The sequence below is a fragment of the Paenibacillus sp. KS1 genome (genome assembly GCF_001680695.1).
Taxonomy (GTDB): domain Bacteria; phylum Bacillota; class Bacilli; order Paenibacillales; family Paenibacillaceae; genus Paenibacillus_B; species Paenibacillus_B suaedae.
On sequence record NZ_MAIS01000021.1, the window covers coordinates 12488 to 37579 of the forward strand.

Consider the following 25092-nt stretch of genomic DNA (forward strand, 5'->3'; position numbering starts at 1 on the left):
GTAGGATTGCTCGAAAAATTTGCACTATTTCACTATAGTACCATCACTTTTGCAAAATTTGAACCTCATTCTTTACTCATCAAATATTAGGCGTATCGTATTTGCATGCCGCTTATAGGTAATGATAACCAATTCATCGTGACGAATGAAGAGCCATAATGCTATAATGAAGAAAGTATTTCAAGGGCGTATTCAATGCATGCATGGAATGGGCCCTCTTACAATGATGGTGGAAGGATGGACGCCATGAATCAACTGGCTCAACAATTGAACGAAACAATTCAACAGCACAATCCCAACATTTATGCCATGCTCTCCCGGCTCGCGCAGCAAATCTACTTCCCGAAGGAAGGCATACTGAGCCAATCAGCAGAAGCCAAAAGCAAGGCCAAGGCATTCAATGCCACAATTGGCATCGCTACGGAAGGCAATACCCCAATGCACCTCAGCGTCATTCAGGATACGTTGTCTGCCTATGACCCTGCTGATATCTATCCCTATGCACCGCCAGCAGGCAAGCCTGAACTGCGCAAAGCATGGAAAGAAAAAATGCTTACGGAGAACCCATCGCTTAGCAATGTAACAATCAGCAATCCGATTGTGACGAATGCATTGACGCACGGACTCAGCATCGTTGCGGATCTGTTCGCGGACGAGGGCGATGTTGTGGTGCTTCCAGAGAAGAACTGGGAGAACTACGAGCTCACGTTCGGCATTCGCCGCAATGCAGAGATGGTCTACTATCCGTTATATAATGACAATTGGAAATTCAATAGTGCAGGACTTCGCGATGCCTTGCTTGCCAATAAGGACAAGGGTAAGGCAATCGTTGTCTTGAACTTCCCGAATAACCCAACTGGCTATACACCTGGAAGAGAAGAAGGCGAGCAGATCGTTGCGGCCTTGCTTGAAGCAGCAGAAGCAGGCATGCGTCTCGTCGTGGTAACAGATGATGCTTACTTCGGTCTCTTCTTCGAAGACTCCATGCATGAATCCTTATTTGGCAAATTGGCTTCCATTCATCCTAACATCCTGCCAATTAAGGTCGATGGAGCTACGAAGGAAGAGTATGTATGGGGATTCCGCGTAGGTTTCATCACGTACGCAGCTGAGTCCGAAGCACTGCTCGCTGCCTTGGAGCAGAAGACAATCGGAATCATTCGGGCTACCATATCCAGCGGCCCTCATCCTTCGCAGACGTTCGTGCTCCATGCGCTGAACTCTCCAGAGTACGGAGCGCAGAAGCAAGCCAAGTTCAATCTGATGAAGGCGCGTGCGAACAAAGTGAAGGATCTGCTTGACAGCGGCAAGTACGGAGATGTGCTAAGCTACTATCCATTCAACTCCGGATATTTCATGTGCTTGAAGCTTCAAAATGTACATGCCGAAACCTTGCGCACACACTTGCTCGAGCAGTATGGTGTCGGCACAATTGCTCTTGGCGATACCGATCTGCGTGTTGCGTTCTCCTGTATTGAGGAGAACCAATTAGAGCAATTATTTGATACGATCTATCAAGGGATTCTTGATCTGACGAAATAGCACCCTGTGCTTGTTCGTGCAATTCAGCAGCCCTATTATCGTGCAACGAACAATTGTCGCCTAAGGAGTAGAACACTGCTCCTTAGGCGGCTCTTTTTATTTTAGATCCGTTCTCTGTGCTATCTTGAATCTTTCCTCCAATATTATGCAGCTTTGCGAAATTCCCCTCCCCTAACACAAGTTTGTATGTTACAATTTCCCAATATTAAGAATTCTTATAGAAAAGGGGGATATCCTTGCGTTTTATCGAATCACCGCCATTCGCGACCACAGGCATGACCACGGCTGAACTGCTCTTCTGCGGGAGAGCCGATATTCAGGACGATGCTACATTATCTGAACGCTGGCTGCTGATTTCCCAAGATGAAATCTTCATATGCACCTCTTCCGGAAAATTAGAAAAACGCATTCTTGTAAGCGTTGTCAAAAGGTGCCGAACGAATGATGCGATAGGCAGCTCGCAGCTCATCGCAGATACTGAGCACGGTTCGATCGTACTCGTTCGATACACATCGATGGAAAATGTGAAGTTCGCGTTCGCTTGCCGACTGATCCAAGCAATCATTCAGGGAGATGAGCTGCCGCTTCCATCCGTGGATGACATGCCGCGGCGGTGCTCCAAATGTGGGGCACGACTCGTTAACCAGAACGAAAGCTGCCTACGCTGCACCGATAAGGGAAAGGCATTCAGGAGAGTGCTGGACTATGCGAAGCCTTTTAAGAAATGGATGTCGGTTGCCTCATTGCTCGTCATCGCCACAACGTTAATTGAACTTATCCCTCCTTACCTCACGAAAATTATCGTCGATGATGTCCTGCAGACGACACATCCCGCCGCATCCCTGCTCGCACTCGTACTGATGCTTGGTCTTGTTCAGCTCACACTTTCTGTCATGACGACCGTTCGCGGCTATATCAGCGTACATACCGGCAGTAAGCTTATGCATAATATCCGTGAGGATGTATATGGTTCTCTGATGAAGCTGTCGCTCGGATTTTTTGATCGCCGCCAAACTTCACAGTTCATTGGGCGAGTCAACCATGATGCCGACGCACTCAGTCAATTTTTGAACGATGGCGTCGTATGGGTTACCAGCCAGATTCTGCTCATCATCTCCATTTTCACCATGATGGCTTCACTCAATTGGCAGCTTACTTTGCTCGCACTCGTCCCAGCTCCCATCGTCATCTTCTTCTCTTTTGTCATCTGGCCATTCATTCATCAGCGCTGGTACATCCACTGGAGAGCGCTTAATCGCATCAACACGATTGTAGGCGATACACTCCAAGGCATTCGCGTCGTAAAAGCATTCGGACAAGAGAGCACAGAAAGAAGTCGTTACCATGAGGCGAATGAGGTGTTAATGAAGCAGTCCATTCGTGTAGACGGACTTTGGGCAGGTGTATTCCCATTGTTCTCCCTTGTGACACAATCTGGTTTGCTGCTCGTCTGGTTCGTTGGGGGTCAATCCGTACTTGGTCAACATATGACACTTGGAACGCTTATGGCGTTCATTGGTTACTTGGGTATGTTCTTTGGCCCACTGAAATGGTTCAGTCAAGCCGTAAACTGGACCAGCCGGGCGTTTGCTGCCGCAGGCCGCATATTTGAAATTATCGATATGAAGCCAGAGGTACCGGATCGAGATCAAGCAATGCGGCTCACCTCTGTACGCGGAGCCGTACAATTCGAGAATATTAGCTATGGTTACGAGAAGCATCGTCCCGTATTGAAGGAACTTACGCTTGCTGTACAGCCTGGAGAAATGATCGGTATCGTTGGTCATTCAGGAGCAGGGAAGTCCACGCTCATTCATCTGCTCTGCCGTTTCTATGATCCTGACAACGGCCTCATTCGCATCGACGGGATCGATATTAGAGATATGAAACAGGAGAGCTTGCGTCAGCATATTGGAGTCGTTCTTCAGGAAACCTTCCTATTCGACGGTTCTGTAGCCCAGAACATTGCTTATGCGAAGCCTGACGCATCTCCAGAGGAGATTATGCGTGCCGCCAAGATAGCGAATGCACATGACTTCATCATCCGAATGCCCGATGGTTATGATACTCGGGTCGGCGAACGCGGAGCACGATTATCCGGCGGTGAGAAGCAGCGGATTGCCATTGCACGCGCAATTCTCCATGATCCGGCAATCCTGATTCTCGACGAAGCTACCGCTTCTGTCGATACCGCCACAGAGCGCCAGATTCAAGAAGCGATGATGAGACTCATTCGTGGGCGCACGACCTTTGCTATTGCTCATCGGCTGTCTACGCTCCGCCACGCCACTCGTATTATTGTCCTGGATCAAGGCAGGCTCGTGGAAGTCGGTTCCCACGATCAGCTTCTCTCGCAGAATGGAGTATATGCAAAGCTTGTGCAAGCTCAACAGGAAATGTCTGAAATGAAAGGGGAGTATCTCTTTGCCTGATGTACATGTCCAAGAACCGCTCCATCAAGCCGAGCTGGAAGAACATATCCGCAACCAGTCAGCGAACAACACTAACGATCATGATCAGTCCGCCACTTCCATAAGCGCATTTGCGGAAGATATCCGCTATTTTCCTCCCGCCGTATCCTTTCGCCACAGTGAAGGAGGCCTGCTGGAGCTTAGGGATGGAGATACGGTAACAACGGAAGTATCAATTTATCGGGCATTTCCATTCTCTCACGCCTTATGCTACTTATCTGTACGAGATCGTGATGGCAAGGAAATTGGCATTATACGCGACTTGCAGCAGCTGGATTCCAGCAGTCAAGGCGCTATTCAGCTTGAGCTGAAGCGTCGGTATTTCATTCCTAGAGTGGAGAGTATTGTGAGCATACATGAGAAGAACAATGTGTGGAAATGGGAGGTTATCACTGATAGAGGAACAATGAGGCTCGAGCTGGAAACTTTACATGAGCACGTCCAGCCTTCACCAGAAGGGGGAATGATTCTACTCGACAGCTTCGGACGACGCTGTATCGTGCCTCCGATCTCTGAACTAGACACAGGAAGCAAGCGATGTCTGAACCGGTTGTTCTAAATTCAAATAAAGCCAGTGCCGGCAGCTTCCACACCGTCACTGGCCTTTCCACCGTTCGAGCTATATTATGACGATCATCTAGAAATGATCGTTTTCATTCGTCTGCTCCCCTCCCCGACTCATCCAAACGAAATCAACTTCTTCCCAGTCCATATCGATTTCTGGTAAGACGAACTGCCCGCCTAATCCACCAATTCTGCCGGATTGTGACATATTCTTCCGAGCGCTAACCGCATGCTCTATTCGGATCCCGACAATCGGGTAACTACGTGTGGCGTGAACACCAAGAATTTGCTCGGCAGCCAGACGGACGCAGCCAACATGCTGCTTCCAGCTCCCCGCTTCATACGGCAGCAGCACCGTTAATTGAATATCATATCCTTGATTCGCCAAGCGCTGCTCAGCCCGGAACAAGGCTTCTGCCTGCATATCGATCCATTCCACAACTGCGCTCGACAGCATGCATTTGTCCCCGTTTCCGGAATGAAGCCACTGCTTCCATTGCTTAAGCTTCAACCACTGCTGATGCAGACGGTGCCGTTCCACTGATAGATCGGAATCGGCCGCAAAGCGCTGAACTACTCCCATTCGCAACTCCAAATCAGCTATACTCGGCAGCAGCTGCATAATTGGGGCATCGAGCAAACGCACATATCCATGTATAGCAGCATGTCGATGAAGGACAGCCAACATATGTTCATATTCGGCCGTCATCAGCGGAAGCAGCTTCTGGAGCGCTGTAGCACGTTCTCCCGCCGTTCCAGCAAGCAGCATCTCACGAATGAGACGAACACGTTCCGACTTCATTAATAAGCTATGACTTGGCGCCAGCAGCAACTTGTGATACCCTGCTTCTGCAGCAGCCTGCACTTCTGCAGAACTGCCGCACTGCGCAACATGCAGGCCATCTAATTGAGGCGAATAAGGGACGAAGTTCTTGTATTCCGTCTCCCGCCATAATGTGCCAACATGATGAATATGCTGCTGATGCAATTCGATAATCCGTATGCCAGCCGTACTGTTGGAATGGCCATGACGCTGGACAACCGTCTTATCCCACTGCTCCGCCTGATTCGAACTAAGCTTCAATGTACAGTACCTCTCTCTCCATCACTGCTGTTTGCTCTCTACAATCGCGCTTATTGCACTCCACATAGTACACCATGACTTTTTCCGTATCTTGCTCGGCAATTATCCGATCGCACCTCTTGCATATGATTGCCCCAAGCAATAGCTGACGACGTTCTTGCTCCATCGGACATTCACCTCTCCCTTCATCTGCATGACGGGCATCCCCTGCCGAATTCAATTGGCTGCATATTTGATGATGATAGCGGATTCAGCCATCCCATTACCATAACTATGACGTCACAATGTATCGTATTCTTGTCGCTGCTTGTACGACTAGACACGAAATAAAGAATTAGTGCATATGCATGAACTGCTTGTGAAACATACTGACAGAAAAAAAGACAAGGAAGCAGATAAAGCATCTCTCCCTTGTCCCGTATATACAATCGCAGTTATTTAATTAGTTCCATTCGTACTATCTGTTTTTGAAGCTTGACGTGGTTTGCCTGTCAGGTCAATATGCTCGTCATACGCTTCGAAACGTTATTCTAGGAACCCTTTATGTTGTAATCTTTATGCTTCCTATTCGATTAATCTTCATCATCCTTGCGCGGCTTCGAACGTTTCCATCTAGTCAACAAGACGATAGCCACACCCGATCCGATCACGGCTAGCTTGAATGAGACCGATAATGGCCCGACTGCAATTGGCAGCAGCAGAGCGAAGGCTGCCAGCGCATGCGCAACGGTACTGGCATATAATGCCGCTTCATGACGTGCATGCACGGGAAGTGGGTAAACTTCCTGCCACACATCATGTCGATGGAAGGCAAACACGGCCCCCATCTGTGTGCCTGCAACGAATACAACTGCTGCATACAGCAGGAGGCTCCACTCTGTAGCATTTGTCCAATATAAAAGCACAGCGCCAATGATGACCAGCCTCAATAAGATGCCCAGCAGCTCACTTCGCACCAACGTCTTCATCAGCAAGTAACGATAGGCAAATGGTTTCCGCAATGCAAATCGATTGCCCATGAAATTGAGCCACGGTCTCGCATATCGACGTTCATCTGTTGCTGGCAGATCCACGAATCCACTCAAAAACAAATAAACCCGTCCCTCATGTGCTTTCTCCGTTTCGAAATGCGCCTCCCATGGAAAACGCAGCGTTCTCCCTGTAACCAACCAGCCTATGTACACCAACCCACTCACACCGATGACAAGAAGCGCAGCAGGCATATTGAGCCACAGCCAACAAGCCGTTGCTCCCCAAGCCCATAGATAACGCACGTAGCGGGCAGCAACTCGACGACGATTGTCACTATAGTGGCGCTCCTTCCAAGCGCCAAATGCAGCAACCACCTTGAGCATCAACAATAGGATCAAAGTAAAGATGAAGTTCTTCGGATTATCCTCTGCACGGCTGTATAACGGCCACAATACACACCACACAGCAATAAGGAGTACTGTTCGCGGCCATAGGCTATAGCGTACGCTCCTCTTCATATAGCCGGACATTCGATGCTCAATGCGCAGCAGAAAGGCAAGATCGGCCGGCCGCAGCAGCGTGCGATAGGTCGTATAGGCAACTGCGGGTGCTACCAGCAGCAGAGCAACCTCCTTAATCGGAAAAGTAGGCGGAATGTGCTCGATAAAGGAAGCATATAACGCCGTCCCTGCCACGAGCACGAATAGCATGAGTGCCCCGAGTCCGCTCTGTATGACGTAGCGCATATAAGGCATGACCTTGCCCCAGAATTCACGCTTGCGGCTTGCCCATAGCTCCTCAGGATGTAGAAGCACCTCTGTCAGACTATTGACGGTGGATGCCTCCTTCATTCGGGTCTGTGTCATCGCTGTACACCATCCACAGAACCAGTAATGCGCTCATCGCTAACCCACGCATAGAACAGCTCCTCCAGCCGCTCTTCTGCCCGCTTGCCTGACTGGGCCTCGTATTGATCGTGCATTCCATGCACCGTGCCCGCTCCGAGAACTTTACCATGATGCAGAAGCACGAACGAATCACAGTAATGCTCAATCGTCGACAAAATGTGAGAGCTCACCAGCAATGATGCGCCCTCACCCTGCACTTGCTTCATATATTGGAGCAGTGATCGAATACCGAGCGGATCAAGTCCAAGGAAAGGCTCATCAATAATATATAAAGGCGGCCGAACAGCAAACGCGCACATGAGCATCGTCTTCTGCCGCATCCCCTTCGATAAATGCTGTGCAGCTTTATCCAGGTGTGCGGTCATATGGAACATTTCCGCAAGCTCCCGTACCCTCTTCTCAAATACCCCTTGTTCGACGCCATATGCGGTAGCCGTCCATACCAGATGCTCGCGCACCGTCAGCGCATCATATAGAATCGGCGACTCCGGTACATACGCAATAGCAGCACGATACGCTTCCGCATCCTCCGCCAGCGTCTTCCCATGTATGGCAACGCTTCCTGCTTGCGGCTCAAGCAGTCCTAATATATGCTTCATCGTCGTACTCTTCCCTGCGCCGTTCAATCCAATGAGGCCAACCATTTCGCCTGCATTCACTTGCAAGGAGATATCATGCAGCACAGGTCTGCCTGTACTGTAACCGCCAGTTAGTCGGTCTATCTTCAATAAAGGCTTCATGCCTCTTCACCTCACTGTTCTCATTATATCGAACAACCTGACAGGAAGCGAATGGATATCCTCTAATCACGACCTTACATTTCTGTCACAATAGAAGCGATTTGTATGAACAATAAAAAGCCGTCTTTTCAGACGGCTTGCTCACACAAGAACCCTATTCATTCCATCAACCCGACTTTCCATTTTCAGTAGAACTTGATTCTTTGCCCTTCTCTTTAGCCTTGCGCGCTTTTTCGTCTTCATGCGCTTTCGTTAACGCTGCCTGCCCCTTGGCTTCCAGTTCTCCAACAGCCTCATCCACGGATTTCTTTTTCTCAATTACGGATTCGAGGGCTTGCTGAACCATACCGTCATAGGTGCTATAAAAATCTCTAGGAACATGTCTGTTCCACCAGCCATAAGCCGAGATGGATTTTGGCTTCAGCATATAGAGCGGATCCGAGCTCTTACCTGCAATATCCTTCTTATACTTCATTCGTGTCGGCAAGCTTCCCATCATGGAACGCGAGGCTGCCTTGGCCATTTCATTGCCGTTGACAAACTTGACGAACTCCCACGCTGCGCGCTTATTCGCTGAGTCGGCAGAAACTGTATAGATTTCAGATAAATTCACATAAGCAGATTCGTCTGGAGACGAAGGGTCGATCGGACCTGTGACGAAGTTCCAGGCAAACTTCTTCGCCTTCTTGTCGTAGGTCGGACGATTATCAATCTCTTGCGCGAGCCAAGTACCACTCATCATCATTGCTGCCTTCCCTTGAACGAACAAGTTATTATTCATAAATTGCGCTTCTTCGCCCTTCGGTGGCATATATACAGCCTTGCTTCGCAGCGCATCCGTTGCCAGTGTAAAGGCCTGTTTCCAGCCATCAGCGTTAATCAGCAGCTTTTCACCCTTCGCATCAAATTGCTTCAAGGATGACGAGCTAACAATATCTTGAAACAGGTTGCTCATGTTCCCATACTCCTGATAATACCCATAGACCTGATCCTCACCGGAACCAATACCGCTGAATCGTCTGGCCAAATCCAAGACATCCTTCCAGCTCATCTTGTTGTTCGGCAATTCAATATGATGCTCCTTGAATAAGTCTTCATTGTAATACAAGACTCGCGTATAAAAGGAAGGAGCGAGGCCATACAACTTGCCGCCCCCCTTGCTTTTAATACGCTCGATAAGGCCTGGCATAAAATCTTCTAAATCGAACTTTTCTTGTGCAATGATATCATCTAGGCTGTACAGCTTCCCGTCTTCGGCAAAGGTCTCAAATATATCCTCGCTCAGAAGCATAACGTCTGGCTTATGTTTCTCTACCATTTTCTTAAGTGCTTCTTGATAGTCGTCGCTCGAATTGAGCTCCTCCATACCAACGACTTCAAATTCGATATCCGGGAATTTAATATTGAAGTAGTTTCCATACTGCCTATAGAATGATTCCTCACTATAATAAAGAACTTTAATCTTTCCCTTTCCTTCCTCTAGCGGCTCAAGCACCGGCTTGTCCCCAAGACAACCGCTTACGAGCAGCATGGCTGCAAGCAGTAAAGCACTCAACTTCCGGAATTTCCATCTCACCAACACACAACCTCCCACCCTCTATTTTCCAATAAGATTTAGTATATCTACCAAACCTCCAATATTCACACAATTGCGTCACAAGATAAGGCGAATATCAGATTTCTATCAACAAAGCCGCTGCATCCATGTGCAAAAAGACTCTCCCTATTCCTGTATTATTGCTTCATCTTATCCAGTGCCTCCTGACCCTTCACCTGCAGTTCATCAAGCAGTTCATCAATAGACTTCCCGTTGGCAAGCACAGCCTGCAGTCCATCCCGCAATAACGGAGTGAGGGCGGAATTGAGCTCCATAGGAACGCGTTGATTGTCCCATATGAAGCGATGATGCGAATTCAGCTTCAATGCATACAAAGGCTCTGTACTTCGCCCTTTCCATTTCTTCATATACTGCATCCGGGTTGGCAGCTTAGGGGGCCTCATATCTGGAGCACTCTTCGCTAACTCCTTGCTATTCATGAATTTAATGAACTCCCATGCCGCACGCTTATTCACCGAATCAGCGGGAATTGCACATATCTCCTCTAGATGTGCATTTGTGGATTCCTCTGGATAATTCGGGTTAATAGGGGCAGTGACCATCCCCCAGTTCATCTGCTTCATATCAGTATTGATTTGACGCCTTTCCAATTCATTTGCTACTGATAGTCCAGTAAGCAGCATCGCAGACTTATCCTGATAAAATGCATCTTCACCTGATATCTTAAGAGCTTGACTTGCCTGATCGGTAAATACAGCGCCACTGCGGATCGCATCCACCGTCATTATCATAATCTGCTTCCAACTATCGGAATGAATTTGCAGCTTGCTGCCTATTGGGTCGGTTAATTGCAAAGTGGATGCCTTAGCTATCTCTCCAAATAGCAAATGGGCATTCGTATATCCGAATGACAACCCATACTGTCCAGTTCTGCCTTCCGATGCAGGTTGTCCAAAACGGGCAGCTAGTTGAAGCACTTCCGGCCAAGTCATCTTGTCCTTGGGAAGATCCACATGATTCGCTTTAAATAGATCCTCGTTGTAATAAAGAACAAAAGTACTAAAGAAAGGAGCTAGACCATACAACTTTCCTCCTCCTATATCCCGAAGTGATTCAATTACACCAGGCATAAAGCCGCTTAAGTCGTACTGCTCTTGCTTCATAATTTCATCCAAGCTGTATAACAGCCCCGTATGTAGAAAATTGTCAAACAGTTCTTCGTTCAAGAACAGCACATCAGGTTTATTTTCCTTAATAAACTGCTCCATCTTCTGGTCCGATCTGTCCATCACATTATTTTGTATCGTAAATAAATTCGTGGTGCTGACAACTTCTATTTCGATATCCGGATAAAGGAATTGAAAATAATCGCCGTAATCATTGAAAAATTGATCTTCATCATCATATACAACTCGTAATTTCCCTTTACCGTCCTTAAGCGGTGCAAGAACAGGCTTTTCGCCATAGCACCCGCTCATAAGCAGTAAAATGACAACTAGCAACCCTATTGATATCCGTTTAATGTTGGCCCCCTCCATTCTGACTTGCTCGGGCCTGCTTCAATAATTCGTTCCCCTTGATGTCCAATTCATTAATTCCTTGCTCCACGGTCACGTCTTTGCGAATCATGCGAGTTAGGACTTGATTTAACAACTTGTCAAAAGGTTCTGTAAAAGAGTCTGGCACATTCACAGGGTATGGCCGTGAATCACGGTCCTGACTCATACGCAGCTTATAGAACGTTTCAAGCTTGTTATAATCCTTAGTTTTCTTGGACAAACCGCGAGTCATCATTTCGAAGGGGAAATATCGCAACCCCCTCTCTACTTTTTCTGGGCCATTTGAGAACTTAATAAATTCCCATGCTTCCCGCTTATGTTCCGCCTCGATAGGAATTGCCATAATATTAGGGATCTGAATATAAGGGGTCTCTCCAGGCCGAAATGGATCGATTGGCGCTGTAACCACGCCCCAATCAAAGGCATAATTGTTGCCTCCTTGAATGTTTCCCCTCTGTAAACTAAACACACTCATGTTCCAATCCAACTTCATTGCCGCACGTCCAGCTAGAAATAAATCCGACCGTTCTTCCTTGATCACTCCGTTATTAGCAATTGAGAATTGAGGACGTATATCCCTGTTCTGAATCGCCTCAACGGTCTGGCTGAATACTCGTTTCCAAGACTCCGATTGGATCAACATTCGCTCCCCTTTGGAATCAACGAGTTTTAGGCCCAAGTTCATAGAAATATCAAATATAGCAGCCTCAATATCCCACACATAGAGACCACTTACTTCATCATTTGAGGATCCCTCATTGCGGAACCGTGCGGCTAATTTCAACACGTCATCCCACGTCATTCCATCATGCGGCAGTTCCACACCGTATTGGTGAAATAAATCTGCATTATAAAATAACACTTTGCCCATAAACGAGGGCGCTAAGCCATACAAGGCGCCCCCACTCTTTTTACGGATCCAATCGATGAGACCTGGAAGAAACGTATCCACATCGAACTGCTCTTGGCGTATTATCGTCTCCAAATTGTACAGCTTGTGCTCGACAGCTAGTCGTTCATAGGCATCAGGCGACAGAAAGACAACATCTGGTCTAACCCGGCTGATGTTCGCTTCCAGAGCCACTATGCTGTCAAGATTCGATGAATATCGTTCATCAAACGGAATTAACTCTATATCAATATTTGAATATTGAATCCCAAATAATCCCCCATAGAAATTCCTAAAAGACATTCTATCCATATTGGTTAGAATTCTGAGTGTAACTTCCTTCTCCTCGTCCAGATCTTTCAGAAGCGGTTTTTCCGAACTGCATCCTGCCATCATCATCGCAAGTACTAACATAGACACTATGGCACGCGTTAATACCTTAGACATAGACATTACGTTCTTCCCCTTCACCTCTGCAGCATCCCTTCAAACGATCAGTACCTATTCTCGCCACAAGAAGGCATGGAGAATAGGTACTGTAACGTCATATATCTATATCATTTGGACAGGTTAGCCACCCGATTTAGTGGATCCAGTGGATTCTGTAGAGCCTGTAGACTCTGTTTTCGTCGAAGACGAATCTCCTTTTTTCTCTTTCGCTAGACGCGCCTTCTCTGCCTCTTTCGCCTTTATCAATTCGGCTTGCCCCTTTGTTTCCAATTCAGCTACCGCTTCGTCTAACGACTTCTTGTTGTCGACGATATCCTGCAACGCTTTCCGCAGCAATTGGTTATAAGGCTCGTAAAATTCCATAGGAATATTTTTGTTGTAGCGCTCAGCGGTAGACTTCGGTTTCAGCAAGTAGAACGGTTCCGTGCTTCTGCCGTCGATTTCCTTGAAATATTGATTGCGGGTCGGAATTTGTCCACTTAACGCTCGGGAAGAAGCCTTCGCCATTTCTGTACCATTGACGAACTTAACGAATTCCCACGCCGCTCGCTTATTTGGAGAATCTGCGGATATCGCGTAAATTTCAGATAAAAACACATTGCCAGACTCATCAGGTGTTGCTGGATCTACCGGTGCCGTGACGATATCCCAATCGATTTGCTTCGCTTCCTTGTCATAACGATGTCGATCCTTAATTTGACGCGCAAACCACGTGCTCTCAATCATCATTGCCGCCTTGCCTCTCATGAACATATCATTACCGAACCGCATCATTTGTCCATTCTCACCATTATCTCGTGGTGGGACATAGACGGCCTTCGACCGTATCGCATCGGTAGCAAGGGTGATGGCCTTCTTCCAACCGTCCGAATTAATAAGCAGCTTCTCGCCCTTCTGGTCTACCAATTTCAAGCCAGAAGTAGAGACAATGTTGTCCATCACACGCTCAACATCCCCATAGTCTTGGTACAATCCAAAGATTTGATTGTCTCCTGAACCGATACCCGTAAATCGCTTCGACAGATCGATGACCTCCTGCCAGCTCATCTTATTGCGCGGGGGCTCGATATTGTGCTCCTTGAACAAAGCACGGTTGAAGTACAATACATTCGTATAGAAAGATGGAGCAAGTCCATACAACGTACCGTTCCCTTTCGCACGAATCATATCAATCAGGCCTGGCATATAGCCTTCCAAATCAAATTTCTCCTGTGCAATGATCTCCTCTATGTTGTACAACTTCCCGTCCTTCGCATAGGTTTCATACATGGTGTCATTCAAGAACAAGACGTCAGGCTTATGCTTATCAAGAAACTTTTTCATTTCTGCTTCATAATCAAACGGCTCATTATCCTTCCGATTTGCGTACATATCTTCTGAGTTTACAACCTCGAATTCAATATCCGGAAATTTCACATTAAAATAATTGCCATACTGTTGATAGAATGATTCCTCGTTATAGTAGAGAACCTTAATTTTTCCTTTTCCCTCATCAAGCTGCTCCAACACGGGCTTCTCTCCGAGACACCCGCTTAACATAGAAGTAATCGTTAGCAGAAATATGACGAGCTTCCATTTCGTCTTCACACACAACTCTCCTTCCTATTTTTCCAAATATCAACAATAAGTATATAGATCATTTTTCCATCATTCAACAATAGAATTGATTTTATGTGAAAGAAATCAATTTCCCCCGCTACTTTCATCCGATCTATAAGTGAATAAAAAAATCCACCATAGAAGGTTCTATGGTGGATCAGTGATGCATCTTGATTCAGATTCTATTATTTTTTATCTTTTGATTTGGCCTTTTGCTCTTCATTCGCTTTATTAAGCATTTGCTGCCCCTTCGTTTCCAGTTCAGCTACAGCTTCATCCACCGTCTTCTTATTATCGACTACCGCTTGTAGCGACGTAGTTACCAATGGCATGAAGCCCTCATGGAATTTCTCTGGAATTTTACTATTCCAAAAGCCTGATGAGGATGTACCCATTTTAGGTTTCAATAGGTAAAATGGCTCTGTGCTGCGGCCATCAATCTCCTTGAAATAGTCCTTGCGTGTTGGAATACGGCCAGACATGGAACGTGCAGAAGCCTTCGCCATTTCAGGCCCATTTATGAACTTGACGAATTCCCAGGCCGCACGCTTATTTGGGGAATCAGCTGCAACCCCATAAATTTCAGATAAGCCCACATTACTTGATTCGTCAGGACTCGAAGGATCGATTGGTGCTGTTACGATGTCCCAATTGATTTCTTTTACCTTCTTATCATAACGAGGGCGATCCCTGAGTTGCTGTGCAAACCAAGTCCCCTCCGTTACCATCGCCGCCTTACCCTGGAAGAACGGATCATCCGACATACTTCTTTGCTCGGAAGATGGAATGCCAATCGATTTGTCGCGCACGGCATCTGTTGCCATCTTAATTGCCTTCTTCCATCCATCCGAATTAATAAGCAGCTTCTCGCCCTTCGTATCGAATAGATTCAATGCAGAGGATGAGACGATTTGATTCACGGCAGATCGTATGTCTCCATAGGGTTGATAATATCCATAGACTTGATTGTCTCCCGAACCGATAGAAGTAAATCGCTTGGACAAGTCGATAATCTCCTGCCAGCTCATCTTGTTGCTCGGCGGCTCTACATTATGCTCCTTAAATAGATCTCGATTATAGTACAGTACATTCGTATAGAAGGACGGCGCCAATCCATATAGAGTACCGTTCCCCTTGGAGCGGATCATATCAATTAGGCCTGGCATGTAGCCTTCCAAATCAAATTTTTCTTGGCTAATAATTTGATCAAGACCATACAGCTTTCCATTTTGCGCATACTTCTCGAACAGCTTATCGTTTAAGAGAAGCACATCCGGCTTATTTTTTTCTATGAACTTTTCCATCTCTTCATCATAATCAAATGGTTCGCCATCCTGATTGTTGGCATACAGTTCTTGATAGCTAACGACTTCAAATTCGATATCCGGGTGTTTAATATTGAAATAATTTCCATACTCGCTATAGAAAGATTCCTCGTTATAACTAATGACCTTAATCTTACCTTTCCCTTCTTCCAGCTGCTCTAGCACCGGTTTTTCCCCGAGACAGCCACTCATTAAAGCTACTACTGTAAGCAGCAGCACCCCTATTTTCCACTTTGACGCCAACTCATTCTCCCCTTCCTATTTGTCGCACAAGAAACAAGATATATGCTCATTTGTACATACCCCTATCTAATTAGACGATATTACCAGCCATTTGGTTTCTTGGATTCAAGAATTGTTCCATGTTTTCTCCATCTTTTTTGTGTTCGTCACAGATTCACCCTAAGTCGAGGATACAAGTGAAAACTCGTATATGTTGTATCTTGAATTTTCCAATGGCAAACACTAGACGTTCATTCGTAGATGAATAATTAGCCTTTTCTTGATTCAACCTAATTTGAATCACATTGTTCCAAGGTTGCAAAGTGCTCGTTTACAAGATGTGATTCGTCTCGATTTTCTTTCTCAATATTGCAGCGAGGCGCAAAAATATACTATCTTATAGTCAACAACTTGGTTCATTAACTTAAACCATTAAACGAATGATTGGAGATATTTCACTGAAATGAGTAAGCAGGAGCAAGTAAATCGTATCAAAGAAGATTTCATAAATTGTCAAAAAGTATTAGTCGCAATTGGCGATGAAACACGTCAAGCTATCTTGCTAGTTCTCATGGAGACAGATTGTCAAACTGGATTGCGTGTAGGGGAAATCACGGAACAAACGCATCTTTCTCGACCTGCGGTATCCCATCATCTTAAAATTTTGCGGGATGCCGGTATTATTGAAATGCGCAAAGAAGCTACAAAAAACTTTTATTATATTAATTTACGTACAAAGATAGGTTTATTAAAAACGCTTGTGCTGGATATTGAAGAGCTAATGCATGACTTTTATTGAAACTATGGAATAAGTATAAATATAGAGTTATATGGAGGAATTAGGATATGAAAGCAATGGTTATCGATAAATATGGAAAAATCCCTATGCGAATGGCAGAAGTGCCCATGCCCGAAATAAATGAATATGAGGTACTCGCAGAAATTCATGCAGCTAGCATTAATCCAATTGATTTTAAAATACGCGATGGAAAAGTGAAGCTGCTGCTCACCTATAAAATGCCCCTCATCCTAGGTAATGATTTTTCTGGTGTCGTAGTAAAGGTTGGAGCAAAAGTAACCCGTTTTAACGTTGGCGATGAAATATATGCCCGTCCACGGAAAAATAATATTGGTACTTTTGCAGAATATATTTCCGTTCATGAGGACGACATTGCCTTAAAACCTAAAAATTTGAGCTTTGAGGAAGCAGCTTCGATCCCACTAGTAGGGTTAACTTCATACCAAGCCTTACATGACATCATGCAATTACAAAAAGGGCAAAAGGTATTGATTCAAGCTGGTGCTGGAGGTGTCGGAACTTTTGCGATTCAATTGGCAAAAGCAATGGGCGCCACTGTTGCAACGACTGCCAGTGAAAAAGGTGCGAACTTAGTAAAATCGCTTGGTGCAGATGAAATGATTAATTACAAGACAGAAAACTTTGAAGATGTATTGAAAGATGTTGATGCCGTATTGGATACACTTGGGGGCAAAACACTTGAGAAATCATTCGGCATCTTAAAAAGTGGGGGTAAAATTGTTTCGGTATCAGGAATGCCAAATGCTCGTTTTGCTAAAGAATACGGTTCAGGATTTTGGAAAACCTTGTTGTTTTCAGCTGCAAGCAAAAAACTGACTGCACTTGAGAAAAAGCATCATGTACAATATAGCTTTTTGTTTATGAAGCCAAGTGGAGATCAATTGCGTATTATTGCAAACTTAATTGAATCTGGAAAAATCAAGCCAATTATTGATAGCGTTTTTCCTTTTGAAGATGCGCAAAAAGCGATGGAATATTCAGAATCAGGAAGAGCCAAAGGCAAAATAATTGTAAAAATTAGATAATGATTACGCAAAAAAAACCGCCGCAGATCCATTATCTGCGGCGGTTCCTCGTTCGAGTTCATACCATTGCTGTTATTACTGGCGCTTTTTCTCTTTCAACCATTTTGGTGCGCCTTTATCCTTGTCCTTGCCAGAACGCTTGTCCTTTGACGGCGGGCGATACCCAGCCGACGACTTGCTTGACGGATGATTGGCAGCTGGCTTCGTCTTCGGACGACGTGATGCATCATTCGGCTCGAAGATGCGACCGTTGTAGAATTCGCGCTCATGGATAACGATTCCGAGCTCACGTTCGAATTTGCGCATAATGAACTGCTCACGATGAGAGATCAGGTTGACGGACACACCTTGACGTCCCATGCGACCTGTTCGCCCTGCACGATGAACATAATGTTCCGCATTCAATGCAGGCTGAGCACTGAAGATATACGGCAGATCCGGTATATCTAATCCACGTGCAGCTACATCAGTAGCTAACAGCAACTGGAACTGTCCCTCACGGAAGCGTCGAAGGACATTCACCCGCTCCTGCTTCGGCGCATCTCCGTATAACGAAGCAACTGACAAGTTCGCATAGCCCAGCTTCTGCTCCCATTCGGCAATCTCAGATGAGTCATTGATGAATACGATTGCCTGCTTCGGATTCCAATGACGAACGAGACGGCGCAGCATATCAATCTTATCGCGCTCCTCGCATACAAATACAAGATGCTCAATCGTATCCGCTATCCGCTTCTCCGGCTCAATGCCAATGTTAACGGGATCTTGCATCCAGCGCTCTGCAAGTGCCTTCACCTCAGCAGGCAGGGTAGCGGAGAAGAACAGGAGCTGACGATCACGCAGCGCGCTGCGCATAATCGAATCAGTATCGCTCGCACCGCCCTTCTGCAGTACATGATCGACCTCGTCCACGACGATGGTGCGCACCTCGTGCATCTTCAGCTTGCGCATCTCAATCAACTCATGAATCCGGCCCGGAGTACCAATGACAAGCTGCGGGTAAAGCTTCAGCTTCTCTACCTGGCGCTTCAATGCCGCACCGCCTATCAGCGACGCAATTTGAATGCTGCTGCCCTCACTGTAATATTCCGCTTCTCGAACAATTTGCATCGCAAGTTCTTGGGTAGGCGCTATAATCACGGCCTGTGTTGATCGTACATCTTGCTGAATCCGTGTTAGGACAGGAAGCAAGTACGCAATCGTCTTGCCCGTACCCGTCTGTGATTGTGCAAGGACATCGCGTCCTTCCAATGCTGCAGGAATTGCCGCAGCCTGCACGGGTGATGGCTCCGTAATATGTCTGGCCTCCAGCCGAAGCTTCAGCTCTTCCCGTATTGCAAATGTGTCAAATGTTGTACTCAACTTGTATCGTTCCTCTCTATGGAAGGCGCTGATTCATGACCAATGAACATACCTTCCCATTGTTCGCTGTACCCATTATATCGAAAAGAAGTCTTCACTCCAACTTTCCAAATGATTGCTCGTTATGATAGCCTAAATATGCACATCCAAAAAAGTAAGGAGGTATCTGCAAATGACCGACAACCTATCCGCTTCATTCGATGCGCTTCTGGAGAAATATGCCGATCTGCTTACCGGACACACTGATGCTGCAACGGTAGAAAAAGTGAAAATGTGGGCGCTCTATAATCATATGCACAAAACAATGCCCAACTTAACCCGTCATTGGAACAATGCCAATCCAGAGGGCAAGGCAGCCGTTCGTGCACTGTTCGAGGAAGTTAAGCAAATGAATGAGGCTCACCGTGCCAATGAAGGCGACGAGCAGTAAGACGAGTAGTACTTGAAGCATGCCAATCGTGCTCAGCACACAAAAAGTCCGCCTTCTCCTGATCCCAATCGAACAGGAGTGGGCGGACTTCGCCATGCCAACCATCGGAATCGCCAATGGTTGCCTATCCTAACAACATCCACATGTTTATTTCTTATTCAACATTTTAGCCGCAATCCGGTTCGATATTCTCGGAAACAACCCATACAGCCGCCCTCCGAGCGCACCAATCCACGGAAGATCCACTTCCTGCTTGCGGGTCTCCATCACCCGAACAATATGCCGCGCAACCTTCTCTGGCTCCATCATGAACCAACGAATATTATTTACATATTGTCCGCTTGGATCTGCCTGCTCGAAGAATGGTGTATTCACAGGTCCTGGATTCACTGCAGATACAGCAACACCTGTCCCTGCCAGCTCCATGCGCAGTGCATTCGTAAAGCCCAGCACCGCGTGCTTCGTTGCCGTATAGCCAGCAGACTTCGGAGACCCAACCTTGCCTGCCATAGAAGCTACATTGATGATATGCCCTTCTCCCCGGGCCAGCATATGAGGCAGGACCGCCTTCGTGCAGCGCACCGTTCCCATGTAATTCACATCCATCATCGCGGCGAACTGCGAGGATGGCATATCTACAGTCCGTTCAAACAAGCCGAAACCTGCATTATTCACCAAGATATCGATACGCCCATACTTCTCCATCACAGTGGAAATTCCGCGCGTCACATCCTCATCCTTCGTTACATCCATCGTATAGACGGCAGGTGAAGGCGTCATCGAGACAGCCGCGACTTCCAACTTCTCTATGGAGCGCGCCGTTAAGATCGGAACGGCTCCCTTCGCAGCAGCAGCTTGAGCTGTCCAAGCCCCAATTCCGCTCGAGGCTCCAGTGATAAGCACAATCTTGCCCTTCAGTTCCATTGATTTACTCCTTTACCCTCCAATCCGCACCATGTCTAACTTATGTACAAAGCAGGTGCAGTTGGTCAGAACTGCGTCGCCGCATTAGGATACAACGTCGACTCTATCACTTTAGCCGATATGCATAAGTACATCAAATCGACCGATTCCATCCAATAATAACGGTACAGCCAAGACCTCTTGAATAGGACCAGGATGATCAGCCGATATGAGCAGCTGGGGAGGTGTTATATCAACGCTGATTCCCTGATTGTACATCAGTGACGTTGCGTTGCCACTAATCATGTTGCCTAGCTCTGAAATGGCGCTCTCACCGATAGCATCAAGGGATGCAAGAGGAGATCCCCCCATCATAGCCGATGCCATTTTCAACGCCACGTCTTCGTTCAAGCCAAATGCCACCTGTCCGGACAACTGCCCCGTCAGACCGACCTGGATGCGAAAGTCATGCGTACCGCTCCAACTTAACATTTGAAGCTCTCCCCGACTGGGACGGACTTGCACAATTTGTTCAATAACTGTGCTTGCCGATTGCAAAAAAGGTTGAATCCATTCGGCTCTCATCTCAGCTATCTTTTCCCCTTTCCGACATTAATGGAGTATATTCGACATATTCCGAACGTCCTATACTTCCACTTTTCTATGCCTATTATACTGAAAACGGTTCAGCCAAGCACTATATGATTTATCATTTTCACAAGAAAAACATATCCAAATTAAGTTTTTGAGTATAAAGAACTACTTCTTTGGGTTTAATTCGACATTTTTCTCCTTTTTTTCTTCTTTGCATTGCCTGCTGCAGGAAACAGCTCTTTTCTATTAGTAGGTAGTCTGCCTTTTCTTCGGATTATTTGATCCTTAATCAATGGATAATATGATCTTTCCAAACTGCCCCGGTTACCAACTACGACGATGCGGCCATTATTTTTAGATCAGTCTCCAAATTCACATTCGCCAAAAATTCGATGATTACATCGGATCCTCTCTCGTGTGTCAAAGACATAATTTTATCCATAAAAGCTTCTGTGATGTGATCGAGTACATGTAAGGCCCCTGAAGCTTGAATTATCGACAAATGAACGTAAATGCATACCGGATCCATTGACCGGAACAAACATTGAAAACATTTCCACTGTCGCTTGCAACAACTCTAGTCACTAGCTTGCGTAACAAGTGTTGGGACAGATTGCTGTAACCTTACCATGAATCCTAAAAATTACAAAATTGAATAAAATATGTAATAGATCTGTAACGAGTACATATGTGTTTTTTCGATATAGTAAGAGAGGTTATTCGAACTTTGATATTTGTATACACGGTTAGGAGATATAGGCACACAAGGAACGAGTAAGAGAATATCTGACACTCACACCCCTTCATCCTCTTCGCTACGAACACGGTTCAACGCAAGCAGGACTCACCTGAAACCTTTACCAGTTTATTATCCAAATCAATCATGTTCCCCTACATCTCAAGAAAGGACATCAAGACTACAATGAAATGGTTATGCATGAGACTTCATCCGAATAACGATTCAGTAGTACGGTTATTCGTCGTGGTCACACCACATATAGGGGGCGTCCAATATGCATGAGCTTCGACGCAACAATAGACGCTACATGCCCGCCCTGGATGGCCTGAGAGCAATTGCTGTTCTGGCCGTCATCGCCTATCACCTGAATCTTGGCTGGGCTCAAGGAGGCTTTTTAGGTGTCGGCATTTTCTTCGTCTTGTCCGGTTACCTTGTAACGGATTTACTGCTTGCCACAAGGCAGCAGCGAGGTGCAATTGATCTGTATACGTTCTGGGTACACAGGGTGCGCAGGCTAGTTCCCGCCATTCTCGTTATGCTGCTGTTCAGCGTTGCTTGGCTAACCATTTTCGATCCTGCGCGCTTGACCAAACTACGAGGGGATATATGGTCAACCTTCGTGTACGGGAACAACTGGTATCTCATTTTTCACAATGTTTCTTACTTTGACAGCTTTGGTTCGCCCTCACCCTACCTTCATTTATGGTCTCTTGCCGTTGAAGGGCAATTTTATCTGATGTGGCCTGTACTACTCATGATTGGATTAAAGCTTGCACCAAGGCGAGGTCAGCTTCTGCTCGGAATTTCAGCGGCAGCAGCTGCTTCTGCATTGGCAATGGCATGGCTGTATGAGCCAGGCACTGATCCAAGCCGTGTATATTACGGCACAGACACGCGAGTATTCGCTCTTCTCATTGGAGCTTCACTTGCTGTCGTATGGCCTAGCAGACGTCTTGCTGCAAACACAGCTCATAAGGCAAGCTTAAGCCTTGATCTAATAGGGGCTCTCGGATTAAGCGCTATGCTCTATATGATTGTAAAAGTAAGTGAATACGATGATTTTCTATATCAAGGGGGATTCGTGCTGCTCTCTATTGTGAGTGCACTTACGATTGCGGCGCTTGCACATCCAGCAAGCCGCTTGAGTAAGCTGCTCAGCTGGGGGCCGCTCGTATGGATCGGCAAGAGATCATATGGCATTTATTTGTGGCATTATCCGGTCATAATTCTCACCAATCCTGAAGTCAATACGAGTGGATTTGATGGGACGCGCGCCATGCTGCAGGTCACCGCGAGCGTGCTGCTCGCCGCCTTGTCGTGGCGATATATCGAACAGCCCATCCAACGCGGCTGCCTCTCCCAACTGTGGCGCAAGCTGCGCGAGCAACCTAATTGTTGGCAGCGGCTATCGTGGAAGCATTGGTCAGTCTCCGCCTGCTGTGTTCTGCTGCTCACCCTTTTCTACGTTGGAATGAGCGGTCGTTCCTTAGTGGATGCCGCCCTAGCCCAATCCGAAGAATCTGCAGCTAACAAGCGGATAGTCATTACGCATGACAATCTGGGAGCTGCATCTAAGGCTCACCAAACCGAACATATCGGCTCCCATGTAGTTAAGGATACGACACCTAAGAAGCCGAAGCGCTCTGATGCTGCTTCTGATCCCATCAAGAAGCCCGGCAGTCCAAGTGCCGATGACCCGTTAGAATCTAGCTCAACTGCCAAGGGAGGCGGGCAGCCTAAAAGCAAGCAGACACAACAGCCGAATCAGCCGTCTCACACAGACCGCGCATCCGACAAGAAGCAGAACTGGTCTATTTCTGCAATTGGTGATTCAGTCATGCTCGATGTTGCTCCCTATCTGAGCAAGCAGCTCCCTGGTACTGTTGTCGATGCGAAGATTGGAAGGCAGATGTCCGCAGCCAGCGATATTATTCAGGGGTTGAAGCAGAACGGCAAGCTCGGCAGATATGTCATCATCGCACTTGGAACAAACGGCATATTTGGTGAAAAGCAGTTAAACAAACTGATCGAATCCCTTTCTGATGTTGAGCATATTATTTTCGTCAATACGCGCATGCCAGAGAAATGGGAAGGCAAGGTCAATGCGTTGTTAGCGAAAACGGCTGCTGCCCATTCCAACATTACATTGGTCGATTGGTACAACGCCACTGAAGACCATGACGATTATTTCGAGCCGGATGGCACTCATCTCGTACCTAAGGGCGCCAAAGCATATGCCGCCCTAGTGGCAGATGCTGTTCGGTCTCTATCTGAAGTTAAGAAAGAACAGCCTGCTCGTCAACCAGGATCAGAACACAGTTCTGGCAAGGAGTCTGTGACACCACCACCTAGCGGGAAAACACCCGCAACAAAACATTCATAACGAAAACCATGCTTGATCCTATAAAAAAATGTTCTAATTGTTTTATCTAATACTTAAGCCAATTATTTACTATCATCTGTAATATTACCTATTACGATTGCTGCAGGGTCTTGCCACATGTATGTAGGGCAGGCCCTTTTTCTTTCCCAACAAGAGATCCCTTCATACCTTACCCCGATTCGCAGCATGAATAACTTGTACGTTATAATAAACATATGAGGGAAACAGTCAATAGTATGACATGCCTTTGAAATACAAGAAAAAGGAGTGTAACTCATGACAATGAATAAACTAACCGAACAAGAAAAAGAAGGCGTTTACAAGGCGATATACAATCGCCGCGATATTCGTACATTCCTTCAACAGCCCGTGTCTGATGAGCTGCTGGTCAAACTGCTGGAGGCTGCCCATCACGGGCCATCGGTGGGCTTTATGCAGCCGTGGAACTTTATCGTCATCAAAGACGCAGAGACCAAGGCGAAGTTGGCAGAAGTGGTAGATCGCGAGCGTCGTGCGCTGGCGATTCACTATGAAGGCACAGATCGCGACACCAAGTTTATGGAGATTAAAATTCAAGGCATTCTGGAGGCCCCTGTTACGATTTGCATTACATGCGATCCTTCGCGTGGCGGGGATCATGTTCTCGGTCGCAACTCCATTCCCGAGACCGATATTATGTCTGTCAGCTGCGCTATTCAAAATATGTGGCTCGCCGCTTACGCTGAGGGCTTGGCAATGGGCTGGGTTAGCTTCTATAAAAAGCCGGATATTCGGCGGATTCTGAACATCCCGCTTCATATTGATCCAACAGCTCTTATCTCTATCGGTTATACAGAGGATTATCCGGAGCGACCACTGCTCGAAGCCTACAACTGGGAGAAGCGGAAAGTATTAAGCCAGCTCGTCTATGACAATACATGGGGCACTTCTTCCAATCTGCTGTAAATCTACGA

The 25092-nt window shown here is 46.5% G+C and carries 20 protein-coding genes; 8 read left to right on the forward strand and 12 right to left on the reverse strand.

The genetic code is table 11. The annotated features are described in order from the left end of the window. Positions 1-246: 246 nt before the first annotated feature. The 3 genes from BBG47_RS09305 to BBG47_RS09315 all read left to right on the forward strand — a co-directional run bounded on the left by BBG47_RS09305 (position 247) and on the right by BBG47_RS09315 (position 4572). Positions 247-1542 carry an aminotransferase class I/II-fold pyridoxal phosphate-dependent enzyme gene (locus BBG47_RS09305; protein WP_065291517.1) on the forward strand — a complete coding sequence of 432 codons (1296 nt, stop codon included), beginning with the start codon at positions 247-249 and terminating at the stop codon, positions 1540-1542. 236 nt (positions 1543-1778) lie between these two features. Next, complete coding sequence (locus BBG47_RS09310; protein ID WP_139070695.1) at positions 1779-3974, forward strand: ABC transporter ATP-binding protein; 2196 nt, start codon at positions 1779-1781, stop codon at positions 3972-3974. Next, positions 3967-4572 (forward strand): DUF1854 domain-containing protein, encoded by a 606-nt coding sequence (locus BBG47_RS09315; protein WP_254659791.1) that lies wholly within the window; start codon positions 3967-3969, stop codon positions 4570-4572. Before BBG47_RS09310 ends, BBG47_RS09315 begins: the two co-directional genes overlap by 8 nt. Positions 4573-4650: 78 nt before the next feature. On the opposite strand, the gene BBG47_RS09320 is transcribed toward BBG47_RS09315, so the two are convergent. The 9 genes from BBG47_RS09320 to BBG47_RS09355 form a co-directional block, all read right to left on the reverse strand. Then, a complete protein-coding gene (locus BBG47_RS09320) occupies positions 4651-5661 on the reverse strand; it encodes a hypothetical protein (RefSeq protein WP_065291518.1) in 1011 nt (336 codons plus the stop codon). Continuing rightward, on the reverse strand, positions 5651-5827 hold the full coding sequence (locus BBG47_RS29300) for a GapA-binding peptide SR1P (RefSeq protein ID WP_090513584.1): 177 nt from the start codon (positions 5825-5827) through the stop codon (positions 5651-5653). The genes BBG47_RS09320 and BBG47_RS29300 overlap by 11 nt, the downstream gene beginning before the upstream one ends. 406 nt (positions 5828-6233) lie before the next feature. Beyond that, entirely contained in the window at positions 6234-7499 is a 1266-nt protein-coding gene (locus BBG47_RS09325) for an ABC transporter permease (RefSeq protein ID WP_083189187.1), read from the reverse strand. Then, a complete protein-coding gene (locus BBG47_RS09330; RefSeq protein WP_065291519.1) occupies positions 7496-8281 on the reverse strand; it encodes an ABC transporter ATP-binding protein in 786 nt (261 codons plus the stop codon). The genes BBG47_RS09325 and BBG47_RS09330 overlap by 4 nt, the downstream gene beginning before the upstream one ends. Before the next feature lie 166 nt (positions 8282-8447). Next, positions 8448-9863 (reverse strand): ABC transporter substrate-binding protein, encoded by a 1416-nt coding sequence (locus BBG47_RS09335; protein ID WP_483310710.1) that lies wholly within the window; start codon positions 9861-9863, stop codon positions 8448-8450. 152 nt (positions 9864-10015) lie between these two features. Beyond that, positions 10016-11341, reverse strand: coding sequence for an ABC transporter substrate-binding protein (locus BBG47_RS09340; RefSeq protein WP_175400506.1), 1326 nt, complete (start codon positions 11339-11341; stop codon positions 10016-10018). Positions 11342-11357: 16 nt separating this feature from the next. Continuing rightward, a complete protein-coding gene (locus BBG47_RS09345; RefSeq protein ID WP_065291521.1) occupies positions 11358-12740 on the reverse strand; it encodes an ABC transporter substrate-binding protein in 1383 nt (460 codons plus the stop codon). A gap of 117 nt (positions 12741-12857) precedes the next feature. Beyond that, entirely contained in the window at positions 12858-14324 is a 1467-nt protein-coding gene (locus tag BBG47_RS09350; protein ID WP_021252689.1) for an ABC transporter substrate-binding protein, read from the reverse strand. 197 nt (positions 14325-14521) lie between these two features. Continuing rightward, complete coding sequence (locus BBG47_RS09355) at positions 14522-15904, reverse strand: ABC transporter substrate-binding protein (RefSeq protein WP_083189188.1); 1383 nt, start codon at positions 15902-15904, stop codon at positions 14522-14524. A 442-nt stretch (positions 15905-16346) separates the two neighbouring features. Here BBG47_RS09355 and BBG47_RS09360 point away from each other — a divergent pair, with 442 nt between their 5' ends. Both BBG47_RS09360 and BBG47_RS09365 read left to right on the forward strand, forming a co-directional pair. After that, positions 16347-16682, forward strand: a complete 336-nt coding sequence (locus BBG47_RS09360; RefSeq protein WP_065291522.1) for an ArsR/SmtB family transcription factor — start codon at positions 16347-16349, stop codon at positions 16680-16682. A gap of 47 nt (positions 16683-16729) precedes the next feature. Further along, positions 16730-17728: an NADP-dependent oxidoreductase gene (locus tag BBG47_RS09365; protein ID WP_065291523.1), complete on the forward strand. Its 999-nt coding sequence runs from the start codon at positions 16730-16732 to the stop codon at positions 17726-17728. A 75-nt stretch (positions 17729-17803) separates the two neighbouring features. On the opposite strand, the gene BBG47_RS09370 is transcribed toward BBG47_RS09365, so the two are convergent. Further along, positions 17804-19090 (reverse strand): DEAD/DEAH box helicase, encoded by a 1287-nt coding sequence (locus BBG47_RS09370; protein ID WP_065291524.1) that lies wholly within the window; start codon positions 19088-19090, stop codon positions 17804-17806. Positions 19091-19262: 172 nt separating this feature from the next. On the opposite strand from BBG47_RS09370, the gene BBG47_RS09375 reads away from it, so the two are divergent. Continuing rightward, a complete protein-coding gene (locus BBG47_RS09375; RefSeq protein ID WP_065291525.1) occupies positions 19263-19520 on the forward strand; it encodes a DUF2573 family protein in 258 nt (85 codons plus the stop codon). A 147-nt stretch (positions 19521-19667) separates the two neighbouring features. Here BBG47_RS09375 and BBG47_RS09380 read toward each other — a convergent pair whose 3' ends face one another. Together BBG47_RS09380 and BBG47_RS09385 are read right to left on the reverse strand one after the other, a co-directional pair. After that, complete coding sequence (locus BBG47_RS09380) at positions 19668-20444, reverse strand: SDR family NAD(P)-dependent oxidoreductase (protein ID WP_065291526.1); 777 nt, start codon at positions 20442-20444, stop codon at positions 19668-19670. Between the two features lie 111 nt (positions 20445-20555). Continuing rightward, positions 20556-21008, reverse strand: a complete 453-nt coding sequence (locus BBG47_RS09385) for a chemotaxis protein CheX (RefSeq protein WP_021252682.1) — start codon at positions 21006-21008, stop codon at positions 20556-20558. A 1022-nt stretch (positions 21009-22030) separates the two neighbouring features. On the opposite strand from BBG47_RS09385, the gene BBG47_RS09390 reads away from it, so the two are divergent. Further along, positions 22031-24139: an acyltransferase family protein gene (locus BBG47_RS09390; protein WP_065291527.1), complete on the forward strand. Its 2109-nt coding sequence runs from the start codon at positions 22031-22033 to the stop codon at positions 24137-24139. Positions 24140-24421: 282 nt separating this feature from the next. Beyond that, positions 24422-25084 carry a 5,6-dimethylbenzimidazole synthase gene (bluB, locus tag BBG47_RS09395; protein WP_028533753.1) on the forward strand — a complete coding sequence of 221 codons (663 nt, stop codon included), beginning with the start codon at positions 24422-24424 and terminating at the stop codon, positions 25082-25084. The last annotated feature ends 8 nt before the right edge of the window (positions 25085-25092 follow it).

What these genes read in the sequence shown, in the direction of transcription:
- BBG47_RS09325 (WP_083189187.1), bottom strand. Translation starts at nt 7,499, where the DNA reads ATGACACAGACCCGAATGAAGGAGGCATCCACCGTCAATAGTCTGACA.
- bluB (WP_028533753.1), top strand. Translation starts at nt 24,422, where the DNA reads ATGAATAAACTAACCGAACAAGAAAAAGAAGGCGTTTACAAGGCGATA.
- BBG47_RS29300 (WP_090513584.1), bottom strand. Translation starts at nt 5,827, where the DNA reads ATGGAGCAAGAACGTCGTCAGCTATTGCTTGGGGCAATCATATGCAAG.
- BBG47_RS09390 (WP_065291527.1), top strand. Translation starts at nt 22,031, where the DNA reads ATGCATGAGCTTCGACGCAACAATAGACGCTACATGCCCGCCCTGGAT.
- BBG47_RS09360 (WP_065291522.1), top strand. Translation starts at nt 16,347, where the DNA reads ATGAGTAAGCAGGAGCAAGTAAATCGTATCAAAGAAGATTTCATAAAT.
- BBG47_RS09305 (WP_065291517.1), top strand. Translation starts at nt 247, where the DNA reads ATGAATCAACTGGCTCAACAATTGAACGAAACAATTCAACAGCACAAT.
- BBG47_RS09375 (WP_065291525.1), top strand. Translation starts at nt 19,263, where the DNA reads ATGACCGACAACCTATCCGCTTCATTCGATGCGCTTCTGGAGAAATAT.
- BBG47_RS09330 (WP_065291519.1), bottom strand. Translation starts at nt 8,281, where the DNA reads ATGAAGCCTTTATTGAAGATAGACCGACTAACTGGCGGTTACAGTACA.
- BBG47_RS09385 (WP_021252682.1), bottom strand. Translation starts at nt 21,008, where the DNA reads ATGAGAGCCGAATGGATTCAACCTTTTTTGCAATCGGCAAGCACAGTT.
- BBG47_RS09380 (WP_065291526.1), bottom strand. Translation starts at nt 20,444, where the DNA reads ATGGAACTGAAGGGCAAGATTGTGCTTATCACTGGAGCCTCGAGCGGA.
- BBG47_RS09345 (WP_065291521.1), bottom strand. Translation starts at nt 12,740, where the DNA reads ATGTCTATGTCTAAGGTATTAACGCGTGCCATAGTGTCTATGTTAGTA.
- BBG47_RS09365 (WP_065291523.1), top strand. Translation starts at nt 16,730, where the DNA reads ATGAAAGCAATGGTTATCGATAAATATGGAAAAATCCCTATGCGAATG.